The 15,244-nt window shown below is 59.7% G+C and carries 13 protein-coding genes and 1 tRNA gene; 9 read left to right on the top strand and 5 right to left on the bottom strand.

What is annotated here, in order from left to right; genetic code table 11:
• Positions 1-9: 9 nt before the first annotated feature.
• The 4 genes from HX821_RS23940 to HX821_RS23955 all read left to right on the top strand — a co-directional run bounded on the left by HX821_RS23940 (position 10) and on the right by HX821_RS23955 (position 5,492).
• Positions 10-2,919, top strand: coding sequence for an aminotransferase (locus HX821_RS23940; RefSeq protein WP_177036531.1), 2,910 nt, complete (start codon positions 10-12; stop codon positions 2,917-2,919).
• Positions 2,920-3,044: 125 nt separating this feature from the next.
• Entirely contained in the window at positions 3,045-3,923 is an 879-nt protein-coding gene (aguB, locus tag HX821_RS23945; RefSeq protein WP_177036533.1) for an N-carbamoylputrescine amidase, read from the top strand.
• 6 nt (positions 3,924-3,929) lie between these two features.
• Positions 3,930-5,036, top strand: coding sequence for an agmatine deiminase (gene aguA / locus HX821_RS23950; protein WP_177036535.1), 1,107 nt, complete (start codon positions 3,930-3,932; stop codon positions 5,034-5,036).
• 243 nt (positions 5,037-5,279) lie between these two features.
• Positions 5,280-5,492, top strand: a complete 213-nt coding sequence (locus tag HX821_RS23955) for a hypothetical protein (RefSeq protein ID WP_003213240.1) — start codon at positions 5,280-5,282, stop codon at positions 5,490-5,492.
• 169 nt (positions 5,493-5,661) lie between these two features.
• Here the strand turns inward: HX821_RS23955 and HX821_RS23960 are convergent, their stop codons facing one another.
• Entirely contained in the window at positions 5,662-7,734 is a 2,073-nt protein-coding gene (locus HX821_RS23960) for a TonB-dependent siderophore receptor (protein WP_177036538.1), read from the bottom strand.
• A gap of 227 nt (positions 7,735-7,961) precedes the next feature.
• Here HX821_RS23960 and HX821_RS23965 point away from each other — a divergent pair, with 227 nt between their 5' ends.
• The gene (locus HX821_RS23965) at positions 7,962-8,669 is read left to right on the top strand and encodes a DsbA family protein (RefSeq protein ID WP_102367902.1); all 708 of its coding nucleotides are present in this window, start codon (positions 7,962-7,964) and stop codon (positions 8,667-8,669) included.
• Positions 8,670-8,941: 272 nt separating this feature from the next.
• Positions 8,942-10,228 (top strand): OprD family porin, encoded by a 1,287-nt coding sequence (locus HX821_RS23970; protein WP_003218115.1) that lies wholly within the window; start codon positions 8,942-8,944, stop codon positions 10,226-10,228.
• A gap of 72 nt (positions 10,229-10,300) precedes the next feature.
• Here the strand turns inward: HX821_RS23970 and HX821_RS23975 are convergent, their stop codons facing one another.
• On the bottom strand, positions 10,301-11,074 hold the full coding sequence (locus tag HX821_RS23975) for an alpha/beta fold hydrolase (RefSeq protein WP_177036548.1): 774 nt from the start codon (positions 11,072-11,074) through the stop codon (positions 10,301-10,303).
• Between the two features lie 258 nt (positions 11,075-11,332).
• Between HX821_RS23975 and HX821_RS23980 the strand changes: the two genes are divergently transcribed.
• The 3 genes from HX821_RS23980 to HX821_RS23990 are packed head-to-tail and all read left to right on the top strand — an operon-like array spanning position 11,333 to position 12,937.
• Positions 11,333-11,548: a 4-oxalocrotonate tautomerase family protein gene (locus tag HX821_RS23980; RefSeq protein ID WP_003218111.1), complete on the top strand. Its 216-nt coding sequence runs from the start codon at positions 11,333-11,335 to the stop codon at positions 11,546-11,548.
• The gene (locus HX821_RS23985; RefSeq protein ID WP_177036549.1) at positions 11,545-12,195 is read left to right on the top strand and encodes a DsbA family oxidoreductase; all 651 of its coding nucleotides are present in this window, start codon (positions 11,545-11,547) and stop codon (positions 12,193-12,195) included. The genes HX821_RS23980 and HX821_RS23985 overlap by 4 nt, the downstream gene beginning before the upstream one ends.
• Positions 12,196-12,226: 31 nt before the next feature.
• Positions 12,227-12,937 (top strand): SDR family NAD(P)-dependent oxidoreductase, encoded by a 711-nt coding sequence (locus HX821_RS23990; RefSeq protein ID WP_003218108.1) that lies wholly within the window; start codon positions 12,227-12,229, stop codon positions 12,935-12,937.
• A 69-nt stretch (positions 12,938-13,006) separates the two neighbouring features.
• Here the strand turns inward: HX821_RS23990 and HX821_RS23995 are convergent, their stop codons facing one another.
• From HX821_RS23995 to HX821_RS24005, 3 genes are all read right to left on the bottom strand, one after another.
• On the bottom strand, positions 13,007-13,348 hold the full coding sequence (locus HX821_RS23995; protein ID WP_003218106.1) for a DUF6124 family protein: 342 nt from the start codon (positions 13,346-13,348) through the stop codon (positions 13,007-13,009).
• 522 nt (positions 13,349-13,870) lie between these two features.
• Positions 13,871-13,946: transfer RNA gene (locus HX821_RS24000), tRNA-Thr, on the bottom strand.
• Between the two features lie 486 nt (positions 13,947-14,432).
• Positions 14,433-14,663, bottom strand: coding sequence for a DUF2790 domain-containing protein (locus HX821_RS24005; RefSeq protein ID WP_177036551.1), 231 nt, complete (start codon positions 14,661-14,663; stop codon positions 14,433-14,435).
• Positions 14,664-15,244 lie beyond the last annotated feature (581 nt).

Here is a 15,244-nt window from a genome sequence, read left to right on the forward strand (position 1 = left end):
GGTCTTCACATGTTGCTCGCCACGTTGATTCATCGCGCCAGCCTGCCATGCCCGCAAGTCGGGCCTGTGCCTGCGACGCAGCTACTTGAGCAGCATTACGGCCTGGGTGGGGCGTTGCAGTCCCTCGGCAGCCAGCAAGACCTCAACTACCGTCTCGACAGCGAGCGTGGCCGCTTTGTGCTGAAAATCTGCCGGGGCGACTACGCCGCCGTCGAGTTGCAGGCCCAGCACGCAGCCCTCAAGCATCTGCAGGAACATTCGGATGTACGGGTGCCCAAGGTGATCTCGTCGCTTGCTGGCGAAGAACTGCTGACCGAGACCGTCGCCGGGCAAACCGTGCACCTGCGGTTGCTGGACTACATCGACGGCCAGCCGCTGACCCATCTGCCCCATCTGGGGCGCGAGGTGATCGCAGGCTTCGGCGAACTCTGCGGGCGGATGAGCCAGGCGCTGGCCGACTTCGAGCATCCGGGCCTGGAACGTACCCTGCAATGGGACCCACGCCATGCCCTTGAGCTGATCACTCATTTGCTGTCGACCCTCGAAAACCTCCCGCACCGGGCCGGGCTGGAGCGCGTGGTGGAGCAGGTCGGGCAGCGTCTGCGGCCGTTGGTCGACCGCCTGCCCTGGCAAGCCGTGCACATGGACATCACCGATGACAACGTGGTCTGGCAGCGTGATGCCCAGCGGCATTGGCAGATTGAGGGGGTGATCGATTTTGGCGACCTGGTGCGCACCTGGCGCATTGCCGACCTGTCGGTGACCTGCGCGGCGCTGCTGCATCATGCCGAGGGTGATCCGTTCGCAATCCTGCCGGCGATCCAGGCGTGCCACCGGATCACGCCGTTGCAGCGCGAAGAGTTACAGGTGCTATGGCCGCTGATCGTCGCGCGGGCCGCGGTGTTGGTGCTGAGCAGTGAACAGCAGCAACGCCTGGACCCGGATAACGCGTACCTGTTGAAGAATGCCGAGCATGAGTGGGAAATTTTCCACGTAGCCACCTCGGTGCCCTTTGAATTGATGGAGGCGGCGATCCTGAACTGCGTCGGTGCCGAATTGCCGCCGATTGTCGGTGAAGGCTTCGCGCCTTTGTTGCCGGGGCTCGTTGGGCGTGAATTCGCGTTGATCGATCTGGGCGTGCTCAGCCCGCATTTCGAGGCCGGTAACTGGGAGCAGGAGGGCATTGATCGCCGATTGCTGGAACAAGCGGCCGTGGTCCATGGCCTGGCAGCCAGTCGTTATGGTCAATACCGTCTGTCCCGCACCCAACCCGACAGTGCCGTCGAGCCCGACACCTTCGCGCTTCACGTAGAACTGCACATGCCCTTGGGCGCCACGGTGGAAGCACCGTTCGCCGGCACTTTGCGCCATGGCGCCGACGGCCTGCTGAGCCTGCATAGCGCCCAGTTGAGTGTTCGGTTGTGGGGCGTGAACGCCTTGTTGAAGCACGGCGCCGCAGTGGTAAAAGGCCAGGTAATCGGCGACGTGGTCGCGCCGCTGACAGTACAACTGTGCCGCGCCGAGCTTGAGCCACCGCTGTTCTGCACGCCTTCCCGGGCGGCGGCATGGCAAACGCTCTGCCCATCCCCGGCTACCTTGCTGGGACTGGCCTGCGACGCCGAGCCGGAGCTCGACCCCGAAGCCCTGCTGGCGCGTCGGGACGCCAGTTTCGCCCGCTCGCAGAAGCACTATTACGTCGACCCGCCGCGCATCGAGCGCGGCTGGCGCAACCATTTGATCGACATGCAGGGCCGTTCCTACCTCGACATGCTCAACAACGTCGCCGTCCTCGGCCACGGTCACCCGCGCATGGCCGAGGTGGCGGCGCGGCAATGGTCGCTGCTCAACACCAACTCGCGCTTCCACTATGCGGCGATTGCCGAATTCTCCGAGCGTTTGCTGGCGCTGGCGCCGGACTCCATGGACCGGGTGTTTCTGGTCAACAGCGGTACCGAGGCCAACGACCTGGCGATTCGCCTGGCCTGGGCCTACAGCGGCGGGCGCGACATGCTCAGCGTGCTGGAGGCCTATCACGGCTGGTCGGTGGCGGCGGATGCGGTGTCGACCTCGATTGCCGACAACCCCCAGGCCTTGAGCAGCCGCCCGGACTGGGTGCACCCGGTGACCGCGCCGAATACCTATCGCGGCGAGTTTCGCGGGCAGGACAGCGCCCCCGACTACGTACGCAGCGTGGAACACAACCTGGCGAAAATCGCCGCGCAGAATCGCCAGCTGGCGGGTTTCATTTGCGAGCCGGTGTACGGCAATGCCGGCGGGATTTCCTTGCCGCCCGGTTATTTGCAGCAGGTGTACGCGCTGGTTCGTGAGCAGGGCGGCGTGTGCATCGCCGACGAAGTGCAGGTGGGCTACGGCCGCATGGGGCATTTCTTCTGGGGCTTTGAAGAGCAGGGCGTGGTGCCGGACATCATCACCATGGCCAAGGGCATGGGCAATGGCCAGCCGTTGGGCGCGGTGATCACCCGCCGGGAAATCGCCGAGGCGCTGGAGGCCGAGGGTTACTTCTTCTCCTCATCGGGAGGCAGCCCGGTGAGTTGCCGGATCGGCATGGCGGTGCTGGATGTGATGGAGGAAGAAAAGCTGTGGGAAAACGCCCAGGAGGTGGGCGGACACTTCAAGGCGCGGTTGGAGGCGCTGGTCGAACAATATCCATTGGTGGGCGCGGTGCATGGTTCCGGGTTTTACCTGGGGCTGGAATTGGTCCGCGATCGACAGACCCTGGAACCGGCCACCGAAGAGACTGCGCTGCTGTGTGACCGACTGCGGGAGCTGGGGATCTTCATGCAGCCCACCGGCGACTACCTGAACATCCTCAAGATCAAGCCGCCGATGGTCACCTCACGGCACAGTGTGAATTTCTTCGTCGACATGCTGGCGAAAGTTCTGGAGGAAGGCTTGTAACAATAAACTCGATTGTTATCGGTAAAATTTGATCATTTTTCGATGAGCGGATATTTATAAGCTTCAAAAGCCGATTTTTATCCGCTATAAAGGCGTCCACTTGCCCGCCGCCGAGGAGATGATTCATGAGCCGTATCGTTACCGTTGCCGCGACCCAGATGGCTTGTTCCTGGGACCTTGATGCCAATCTCGAAACCGCTGAAAGGCTGGTGCGTGAGGCCGCCGCCAAGGGCGCGCAGATCATCCTGATCCAGGAGCTGTTCGAGGCCCCGTACTTCTGCCAGAAGCCGAACCCGGACTACCTGCAACTGGCGACCACGGTTGAAGATAACGTCGCGATCAAGCACTTCCAGAAGGTCGCCCGGGAACTGCAGGTGGTGTTGCCCATCAGTTTCTATGAACTGGCCGGCCGCGCGCGTTTCAACAGCATTGCGATCATCGACGCGGACGGCTCCAACCTCGGGATTTATCGGAAAAGCCACATCCCGGACGGCCCGGGCTATCATGAAAAGTATTACTTCAACCCCGGCGACACTGGCTTCAAGGTGTGGAACACCCGCTACGCGAAGATCGGCGTGGGCATCTGCTGGGACCAGTGGTTCCCGGAAGCCGCCCGCAGCATGGCGCTGCAAGGCGCGCAAATCCTGTTCTACCCGACCGCCATCGGCAGCGAGCCCCACGACAAGACAATTTCGTCCCGTGACCACTGGCAGCGGGTACAGCAAGGCCATGCCGGTGCCAACCTGATGCCGCTGATCGCCAGCAACCGCATCGGTAACGAAGAGCAAGACGGCTACGACATCACCTTCTACGGCTCATCCTTCATTGCCAATCAGTTCGGCGAGAAAGTAGAAGAACTCAACGAAACCGAAGAAGGCATCCTGGTGCACCGCTTCGATCTCGATGAACTTGAACACATTCGCAGCGCCTGGGGTTCGTTCCGCGACCGCCGTCCGAACCTGTATGGTGCGCTTAAAACCCTCGACGGTTCCCTGGAGTCCTGAATCGCCATGACCACTTTGCACAGCACCCCCCGCGCCGACGGCTTCTACATGCCTGCCGAATGGGCGCCACAGACCCAGACCTGGATGATCTGGCCCGAACGCCCGGACAACTGGCGCCTGGGCGGCAAGCCGGCGCAGGCCGCCCATGTGGCGGTGGCCAAGGCCATCGCACGTTTTGAACCGGTGACCGTGGCGGTCTCGGCCGGCCAGTACGAAAACGCCCGGGCGCGTCTGGACGTGCCGAATATTCGCCTGGTGGAAATGTCCAGCGACGACGCCTGGGTCCGCGATACCGGGCCGACCTTCGTGATCAACAACAGCGGTGAAGTGCGCGGTGTGAACTGGGACTTCAACGCCTGGGGCGGTTTTGATGGCGGCTTGTACTCGCCGTGGAACCGCGACTCCCAGGTGGGCGGCAAGATCCTCGAGATCGAGCGCAGCCCGCGTTATCGCACCGAAGGGTTTGTGCTGGAAGGCGGTTCGATCCACGTCGACGGCGAAGGCACCCTGATCACCACTGAAGAATGCCTGCTTAACCGCAACCGCAACCCGCACCTGCAGCGTGAGGAAATCGAAGCGGTGCTCAGCGCCAACCTGGCGGTGGATAAGATCATCTGGTTGCCGGATGGCCTGTTCAACGACGAAACCGATGGGCATGTGGATAACTTCTGCTGCTACGTACGCCCGGGCGAAGTGTTGCTGGCCTGGACCGACGACCCGCAAGACCCGAACTATGCGCGCTGCCATACCGCCATGGACGTACTGCAAAGCAGCACCGACGCCCAGGGCCGCTCGTTCACAGTGCATAAAATGCCGATCCCTGGGCCGCTGTACGCCACCGAGGAAGAATGCGCAGGCGTGGACCCGGTAGACGGCACCCAGGAGCGCAATCCCACCGTGCGGTTGGCCGGTTCCTACGTCAACTTCCTGATCGTCAACGGCGGCATCATCGCGCCGAGCTTCGACGACCCGCTGGACAGCCGCGCCAAGGAGATTCTGCAGAGCCTGTTCCCGCAGCATGAAGTGGTGATGGTGCCTGGCCGCGAACTGTTACTGGGGGGCGGCAACATCCACTGTCTGACCCAGCAACAGCCGGCCCCGCACAAAAACTGAGTGCAGTTGTAACAGCCTGGTGCCGGGTTTACCGGCATTCGAGTGCGCCATGTTTTGCGCGCTCACGGAAAGCCCGCGGCCCGTCAGGTTCGCGGGCTTTTTTGTGTGCAAGTGCCGACAAACCGGGCACATTGGCATAGCTCTTGTATCGCTGTTGCGACACACAGCACGGTGTATGACTAAGCGGTTCTGTCATAAACCTTGAGTAAGTTAGCCGCTCATGCCGTCGGAGAGAGCGCTGAAATGAATGCCGATATCAACCTGATGTACACGCGCACGTTCCACCCTTTGCGGGTGAACGGTGACGCGATCCACGCGCTGGCGCTCTGGTTGAAGGCAAACGGTTCGCGGCAGATCAGGACGCCCGACCCGCGCCGGGTGATGAGCGAACGGTACCCGGCGGGGCTGTTCAGCGAGGACGAGGTACAGGCGTTGTGTGAATTGATGCAAGGCTGACGGTTGTTTTCAATGTTGCACTGGACCTTGTGGTGAGGGAGCTTGCTCCCGCTGGGCTGCGCAGCAGCCCCAAAACAGATCATCGAGTTCTATCTGAAAAAACACAGTCGCCTATTTTGGGGGCGCTTCGCACCCCAGCGGGAGCAAGCTCCCTCGCCACGCAAGCCTGTTAGAAACTGTAGGTTCCGGTCACCACCAGACTGCGCGGGTCGCCGAACTGAATCTGCGCCGCACTCGTCGCTGACGCGTAGTATGTCTTGTCGCTGATATTGTTCAGCGCCGCCCGCACATCCCATTCCTTCTGCCGAAACCCGGCCAGTGCGTCCCAACGCCCATAACCCGGCAACGCCACCGTGTTGGCGTTATCCGCATAGCGCTCACCCACCAGCGTCAGCCCGGTTTCCGCGTACCAGCCCATCTCCGGTTTCCAGGTGACGAACAGGCTCGCGTTGCGCTTGGCCACGTCGCTGATGCGCTTGCCTTCAAATCCATTGTTGTCTTTCACCACCGTGGCGTCCTGCAGGCCGACGCCACCGCGCACGTACCAGTTGCCGATGATCTTGCCGGTAGCGGTCAACTCCACGCCACGGGAACACTGCTCGCCGCTGAGCAGGGTGATGGTCGGGTCCAGCGGGTCGCGGGTGCGGCGGTTGTAGAGCTCCAGTTCATACACCGCCAGGGTGGTGCTCAGGCGGTCGTCGAGCCAGTCGCTCTTGACCCCGATTTCCTTCTGTTTGGTCAGCTCCGGGCTCAGGTCGTTGGCGTTGCCCGTGGCATTGGGCGTGATGCCGATCAGGCCGCCGCCGGTCGGCGAGAACGTCTTGCTCCACGAGGCATAGAACGAATGGTGTTCCAGCGGCGTCCAGACCAGGCCCACGCGCGGGCTGGTGCTGTGGCTCACGACCTGCTCCGAGGCGTTGGTCAGCTTGTTGGTGGACTCCACATCAAAGCGGTCATAGCGCAAGCCGGCGAGCAGTTGCCATTGATCGTTCAGGCGCAGTTGGTCCTGCACATACAGGCCCTGGCTTTGCGCTTCGGTGTGACTGCTGCTGAATGCCGGCAGGCGACCGTAGTGGCGCAGGTCCGGGTTGGGGTTGTACACATCCACGCTCGGCACAGCGGCGAGCGGCGCTCGATAGAGTTTCGGGTCACGGCGCTGGTTGCCCAATTCCACTCCGGTGAGCAAGCGATGCTCCAGGCCAAAGGTGGTGAAGCCGCCTTCCAGTTCGACGTTGTTGAGGATGTTGCGGGTGGTCAAGTCCTGCTGCCAGCGCTGGCGCCCGACCTTGCCGGTTTTTGGGTCGTAGCTGACGGCGTAGGTGTTATCGAAGTCGCTGTCCAGGGTAAACACGCCCAACGTATGGCGCAGTTGCCAACTGTCGTTCAGCTCATAGGCAAGCCGCGAACGCAGGGATTGGGACGTGTCGTCGATGTAATCGCGCTTGTCACCATAAGTGGTGCCGCGGCTGACATCCGCCGGCCGCCCATTGACCCCGGGAATGCCCCGGTCCGGCGTGCGGTTGTAGCGGCTGTATTCGTACTGCACCAGCCAGTTCAGGTCGGGGCTCAGTTGCCAGCTCATGGACGGCGCAAACAGTTGGCGATTGCCGCTGACGCCGTCGCGGAAACTGTTGTTGTCCTGGTTGCCCATGTTCAGGCGCAGGCTGATGGTGTCGGTGGGGTCGGTGCTGAGGTCGGCGTACAGGCTGCGCAAATCATTGCTGCCGCCCTGGGCCTCGATGCTGGAGGCGCGACCGGCCTGGGGCAGCTTGCTCACACGGTTGACGATGCCGCCCTGGCCGCCGCGGCCGTACAACACGGCTGCCGGGCCTTTGAGCACCTCGATGCGTTCGATGTTGTGCAGGTCGCGCACGTATTGGCTGTCGTCGCGAACACCGTCCAGATAGAAGTCGTTGCTGGCGTCGAAGCCGCGGATGCGCAGGCTGTCGAACCGTGTGTCGGCGCCGCTGCTGACGTTGGGTATACCGCTCAAGGCCTGGCCCAGGTCATTGGTGCCGTAGGAACGCAGGTTGTCGGTTTTTACCGAGTCGATGGCCTGGGGCACATAACGCACGGGTGTGGCCGTGCGAGTGGCGGTGCTGGTTTCCTTGACGCGCGGGTCGTCCTCGTCAGCTTCGGCGCTCACGGAGGTTTCCGGCAGGACAGTGGCAGCGCAGGTAAATCCGGCAGACAGCAGAACAGAGAGCCCAAGGGTCATGGGCGTCAGGCGAAGGGCAGGCATCGGGGTGTGTATCCAAAAAGGTTGGCAGAATAAAAGCGCGTTAATGGTAATGCTTACTATTTGCGCAGGTTATCTATTCCTAGGCGGACCTTTCTGAAAAATGTTACGGCGTATGTTTTTCAAGGGTATTCGACCGATTCTCGAAACAGTCTGAAAGCCGATCCGGGGTTTTTCCCAATTGTGCGTAAGACTAATCTGCCGGTCATCAACATCCATCGGAGCCCGTCATGTCGGCAGCCACACTTCACTACATTTACGACCCGCTGTGCGGCTGGTGTTACGGCGCCGAGCCGCTGCTGAGCGCCGCCCGGAGCGTGTTATCGATCCAGTTGCATGGCGGCGGCATGATGACCGGCGCGAATCGCCAATCCGTATCGCCGCAGTTGCGTGACTACGTAATGCCCCACGACCGGCGCATCGCCGAGTACACCGGGCAACCGTTTGGCGAAGCGTATTTCGAAGGTTTGTTGCGGGACCACGGTGCGGTGTTCGACTCAGCCCCGCCGACCAGCGCCGTGCTGGCCGCAGAAAAAATCGCCGGTCGCGGGCTGGAATTATTGGCGCGTTTGCAAACGGCGCACTACGTCGAAGGTCGCCGAATTGCCGATAAGGACGTGCTGCTGACCCTGGCCGAATCCATCGGTTTGGATCCCCAAGCCTTCACCGCCGCTTTCAGTGAAATCCTTGGCGCAGCAACTCAAGCGCACATCAATGACAGCCGCCAATGGCTGGCAAAAGTCGGTGGCCAGGGCTTCCCCACGCTGGCCCTGGAGCAGAATGGGCAGCTGCAATTGCTCGATATCAGCCCCTGGTTGGGCAAGCCAGAAGCCTTCGTTGAGTGGCTAAGACAAAGAGTCGCAATTTCGATTCAACCCACCCAATCGAGTGCACCAATGTGTGGCCTGCAGGGGTGTGCAGATCCAGGAAGCGCTTGATAGAGCCTTGCGCAATGATGGCTATTTAATGGTTCTTAGACTTTTTTAGCCTAAATACAGAAGATTCACGAAATTGACACACAGTAAAGGGCGCGGATAGGATTCGCCCCAACGCCTGTGGCTAACCGCCATGACTTCCCCAATAAAAAAAGGCCCGCGGCATTTCACGTCGTCCGCGGGCCTTTTTTTATCTGGGAAAGTCGACACCAGAAAAGCAACACGGAGCCTGGTGTCACAGCGCGTACTCAACCAGTAATAAGGAATATAAGAAAATGTTGAAGCAACGGATGGGGCTGATCGCTCTGGGGATTTTGAGCGCTACGCAAGCAATGGCTGACGACCAATCCCAATCGAAGGGTTTTGTTGAAGACAGCCACCTGAACATCGCGGCACGCAACGCTTACATCAGCCGCGACTACAAAAACGGCAAGCAAGACAAAGCCGAATGGGGCCAGGGCTTCATCGGCAAGTTCGAATCCGGTTTCACCCAAGGCACCGTTGGTGTGGGTGTGGACGTGATCGGCCAATACGCCATTCGCCTGGATGGTGGTAAAGGTCGCAGCGGCGCTGGCGGTATCGACTTCTTCAAGCAAGGCGACAGCGGCGAAGCGGCCAACGACCTGGCCAAGGGCGGCGCTGCCGTCAAGGCACGCATCTCCAACACCGTGATCAAGTACGGTGATCAGATGCCAGCCGTGCCGGTCCTGGAATACGACAACTCCCGCCTGTTGTCCGAAACCTATACCGGTACCTCGATCGTCTCCAAGGAAATCGCCGGCCTGCAGCTGGACGCTGGTCACTTCACCAAGGAAGCTCGCAAGAGCGCCGAGGGTTCCGACAGTGGCGCGCTGAAAAGCATCGACTACATCGGCGGTAGCTACAAATTCACCGAAAGCCTGTCGGCAGCGCTCTACGCTTCCAACATGCAGGACGTGCTGAAGAAGCAATACGTCAACGTCAACTACGTGCTGGCCCTGCCAGAGAAGCAATCGTTGACCTTCGACTTCAACGGCTACAAGACCAAGCTCGACCGTAGCTTCGCCCTGGAAAACCAAGGTGACGCCGACGCTCGCGACAACAAAATCTGGAGCCTGGGCGCCACGTGGGCCGTTGGCCCGCACAGCTTCACCGTGGCTCACCAGCGCAGCACCGGTGACACCGGTTACCTGTACGGCGGCTACCGCAACGCTGGCGGCATCGGCGACGGTGGCAACACCATCCTGCTGGCCAACTCCTACTGGTCTGACTTCAACGGCAAGGACGAGCGCTCCTGGCAAGCAGGCTACGGCCTGGACTTCAGCGCCTTCGGCGTGCCTGGCCTGACCTACAACATCGCCTACGTGCGCGGCACCAACATTGACGACGGTTCCAACCGCGGCAGTGGCACCGAGCGTGAAATCTTCAACCAGTTCAAATACGTAGTGCAGAGCGGCCCGGCGAAAGACCTGAGCCTGCGTGCCCGTGCGTCGTGGTTGCGCGTTTCCAACAACGCCAGCAACTACAACGTGGGTGGTAACGAGATCCGCCTGTTTGCCGACTACCCAATCAACGTTTTCTAATTGATTCGGCGTCGCGCCTGATTCAAGGCGATAAAAAACCCCGACTGGTTCGGGGTTTTTTTATGCCTGCGATCAGCGCTTGCTGGCGGCTGCGATGATCACATCTGCGACCTTTTGCGGCTGCGACAGCATCGGCACATGGCTGGTTTGCACCACGGTGGTGGTGGCATTGATTTTCTTCGCGTAGGCCTGCTCCAGGCCCGGGTCGATCATGCGGTCCTTGGCGGCGACGATGTAATAGTTGGGTTTGGTTTTCCAGGCGGCGACCGTGATTTTATCGTCGAACGCCTTGCCCAGAATCGGCCCCTGGGTCACGGCAATCAGGTTGGCCTGGTCGGCAGGCAAGTCCTGGGCGAAGTTTTTCGCCACGGACGCGGCGGGCAAATACAGGTAGCCGGAAGCGTCGGCACTGATGGTCTCGATACCCGGCGGGGTTGGGTAGCCTTTCTCGGACTCGGCAGAGCTCTGGCCCTCGGACGGCGCGAACGCGGCCACATAAACCAGTGCCTTGACCTTGTCGCTGGTGCCGCCCTGAGTGATCACACTGCCGGCCCACGAATGGCCCACCAGAACCACTCGCCCACTCTGGGCATCAATCACCCGCTGGGCGGCGGCCACATCATCAGCCAGGGACGTCAGCGGGTTTTGCACCGCCACCACCTTCAAGCCTTTGGCCTGCAACAGCGGAATCACCTTGTTCCAGCTGGAGCCATCGGCAAAGGCGCCGTGCACCAGCACCACGGTGGTGTCCGACAGCGGTGGGGTGGCGGCATAGGCCTGGCCGGTGAGCATCGCGGCGGCCATCAGTGTAGGCAGCAACAGGGTTTTGAATGTGGATTTAAGCATGTGGGGCACGTCCGTAAGTGAGGGGTTATCGGCCAGCACTCAAGGCGTTTGCAGCCTGCCTTAAGCATGTAGGCAAGACGCGCGGGGAGGGCGGTTATTCCAGGGAGCAGTAAAAAAACGCAGCGCCGGACGTCTCGATTGATTACATAGCATCACTAATGAAGTACTCCGACCCACCTTTATCCACCTCAAGCAACCTCTTAAATTGGCCTCACTGCCTGCCCACCATGTCGATGGGCAAGTCACTGGAGCCTTGTCATGCCATTTGTCAGCGTACGTATCACCCGCGACGGCGTTACCTCGGAGCAGAAAGCCCAGGTCATTGCCGAAATCACCGAAACCCTCGAACGCGTCCTCAACAAACGCCCGGACCTGACCCACATCGTCATCGAAGAAGTCGACACCGATAACTGGGGCTACGCCGGCATCACCACCACCCAGTACCGCAAACAGCTCGCGGAAAATCCGTCATGAGCACGCCTGTCACCATCGACTTCATCTCCGACGTGGTGTGCCCGTGGTGCGCCCTCGGCGCCACCGCCCTGGAGCAAGCCATCGACAACCTGGCGGGCGAAGTGAAGGTTGAACTGACCTACAAACCCTTCGAACTCAACCCCGACATGCCGGCCGAAGGCGAAAACGCCGTCGCCCACATGATGCGCAAATACGGGCGCAGCGCTGAAGAAGTTGCCAGCGGCAAAAGGATGTTGATGGAGCGCGGCGCGGCCATCGGCTTCACCTTTGACCTGGAAAAACGCAGCCACTTTTACAACACCTTCGACGCCCATCGGTTGCTGTTTTGGGCGTTGCAGCAAGGGCGCCAGCTCGAGCTGAAAAAGGCGCTGTTGCGCGGGTATTTCAGCGATGGCCAGAACGTCAGCGACCACGAAACCCTGGCGCGTCTGGCCGCCGAGGCTGGGCTGGAAATTGAAGGCGCACGACGGGTGCTGGGCTCTACCGCCTACGCCAATGAAGTGCGCGAGCTGGAAGCGTTCTACCGCGAGCACGGCATCAACTCCGTACCGGCCATGGTCCTCAATGGCCGCCAGCTGGTCTCCGGGTCGCAATCAATCAGTTATTACGAACAGATGCTGCGGGAAATGTCCGCCGCGGCTGCTTGAACCATCCCATTTTCCATATAGAGGTTTCATCATGAGCAATTCGAAAAAAGTCGTTGTGATCACCGGCGCATCCCAAGGCCTGGGCGCTGCTGCAGTGAAGGCTTACCGCGAGCTGGATTACCGCGTGGTTGCCACTTCCCGGTCGATCAAACCGTCGACGGATCCGGACATCCTCACCGTGGCCGGCGACATCGCCGACCCGGCCACCGCCGAGCGCGTCATCCGCGAAGGCGTAGCGCGTTTTGGCCGCATCGACAGCCTGATCAACAACGCCGGGATCTTCGTTGCCAAACCGTTCACCAGCTACACCCACGAAGACTACGTAAACGTGTTGGCGGTGAACCTGAACGGGTTCTTCTACATCACCCAACTGGCGATTACCGAGATGCTGAAACAGGGCGCCGGGCACATCGTCAACATCACCACCAGCCTGGTGGACCACGCGATTGATGGCGTGCCGTCGGTGCTGGCATCGCTGACCAAAGGCGGGCTGAATTCGGCGACCAAATCGCTGGCGATTGAATACGCCAAGCGCGGGATTCGCGTGAATGCGGTGAGCCCAGGGATTATCAAGACGCCGATGCATGGGGAAGAGACGCATGCGGCGTTGGGCAGCCTGCATCCGGTGGGGCATATGGGGGAAGCGCGGGATATTGCGCAGGCGATTGTGTACCTGGAATCGGCTGGGTTTGTGACCGGGGAAATTCTGCATGTGGACGGTGGGCAGAGTGCTGGGCACTAAGCGAAGCGGTTGAACGAAAAACGCCCCGGACAGTGATCGTTCGGGGCGTTTTTTGTTGGCCTGTCGAAATTAACGGGTTGCAGGCGCGACTTGTTCCAACGCTCGATCTACCAGCATTGAACTCAACTCAATCAGTTGCTGAATCCCCAATGCCACTGCCCTTTGTGATCCTTCCAACTCAAATGCCAGATTCGAGACCATCTCGTTGGCTGATGAGAGGGTTTCTGCGGCATTGGCCAGCAGCGTTTCGGTATCCACATCGGGCGAAACGGAGAACAGATTACTGCCTGGACGCGCCGCAGGTTCTGCATCGTCTGATGGGTGCAAGTAATGATCAATCGCCCGCTGTGCGGCGGCATGAAGCTTGGCGTCGATTGGGGCTTGAGGCGGGTTGGGTGTGACCTTGAACATGGCGAAGCTCCTTTAGCGATTCAGGAACTGCCAATCTCACTTCCACATGAGGGTGGCAGCTGTGCGCAGGTGTGGAAGACCGGGGCTAAAGGAACCCGGCGCACCGAAGTGCCCCGCACACAGCCGCCATAACACAAGAATACAGGCGAAAAAAAACGCCAGCAGGTGTTCATGGGCGTTTGAGCGCCTTTAGCCATAGTACGGACTTCCACATCCGGCCGCTGATTTTGCAGCGACTGGGGGAGGTTAGCGGGGTGGAGGATGGGGAGGCAAGCGGATATGGGTGTACGAAAATTCGGGGCCGCAGCGGCATGTGCTCATGAATTAGCTCTTTTTATGGATACGCCATAATTATTGGCTACCCATAATTCTGCATAAAACGCTGAAGGCGGGACTTCGCTACAGGAATTGATCTTTCTGGAGGCTCACCGGCTTGTTCAGTTGGGGCGCCAGGCGTAGACAGAATATGAACACCCCAGAAACAACAAAGCCCCCGCATTTCTGCGAGGGCTTCGTTTTGTATGGTGCCGGCACCAGGAGTCGAACCCGGGACCTACTGATTACAAGTCAGTTGCTCTACCAACTGAGCTATACCGGCGTGTTAGGGCGACGATTATAGCGATTGGCAAGCATCTGTAAACCCCTGAATTCTGACTATTTTTGCAACCGACCGGGTTTTCTCTGCGCGGCCTCGTTTCAGCCACCCCAGCCCCGCCAATCCCATGCGCTGGATCACTGGAAAGGCCTGCGTGCAGAAAGCGGCAAGTGCCAATCCTGTCCTGGAACAACAACCTCCAGCCCGACGGCCGCTTCACCATCACGTTTTTCCGCGATGCGCAGCAAACCCAGCCGATTCAAACCGAGAACGGCACCTGGTGTGGCGGCGGACCCGACTGGCGATTGCCAGGAGGATTATGAGTTCACCGAGCACCGTATTCGCGGTTAAAGCCATTTAGCTTCAGATGAGGTTTTGTGGCGAGGGAGCTTGCTCCCGCTGGGCTGCGCAGCAGGCCCAAAACAGTGGGAGCGCTGCGCACTCCAGCGGGAGCAAGCTCCCTCGCCACAGGTTTTGTCGTTCAGCTTTTTAGCTGCCTTCGTTGCACGAGTCGGCAAATTTCTTGTACTCAAACACCCGCTTCTGCCCATGGGAATCCAGGTAGGTCATCCGCGCATTCACCACGCCACACGCCGCGCCTCCATCGTCCACGGTCGACAGTACTTGCTGTACATCCAGCTTGGGGCTGGCCTGGGCCGAAAAGACGGCAACGTTGAGCAAGGCAAACAGGCTGCTGGCGATGAGGGTGTTGCGGTTCATGGTGGTGTCCTCTGAGGTTCAATAGGGTGTGTGTTGCGTTGGAGCCTATTGAGCGCCCGGGAGGTATCCGGCCTGTGTCATGCACCCGGCGTTTTGCCTCGGCATGTGTTGAGAAGGGGATTGCATACAACTTGATACAGAAACATATCCATTAGAGGCATTAGTGCCTCATGGTCTTTCTCTTAGATGTTTTCGACATAACGGTCATCGTTTTTCCCTTGAATAAGGTGAGTCTTACCGTATTCTGTTTCGAAATATTAAGCGTCATATAAATAGCGGAATCGTTTAACCCGGTTTACGGAACGTTGGCGGTTAATTAGTAAGTTGTAATTTGATTCGTCAGCTAAGCAATTTTTCCTGACCAGGCGGCCAGAAAAATTGTTAGAAGCCTCCGCAAGCTTCTGATCTGAAAGAAATTGATAAAAATTCGCCAAATAAGTCAAAAATACGGCACTCGGCCGCTCGTCGGAAAGAATTCATCCAAAAGCATCAAAATACTGACACCATCAATCTGATATCACAGAATGCCGCCAGCCAACACATAACTAGAAAAACCAAGGTCAGCCCAACGGGCTGACCTT

This window comes from Pseudomonas sp. B6001, from assembly GCF_013386015.1.
In the GTDB taxonomy this organism is placed as follows: domain Bacteria; phylum Pseudomonadota; class Gammaproteobacteria; order Pseudomonadales; family Pseudomonadaceae; genus Aquipseudomonas.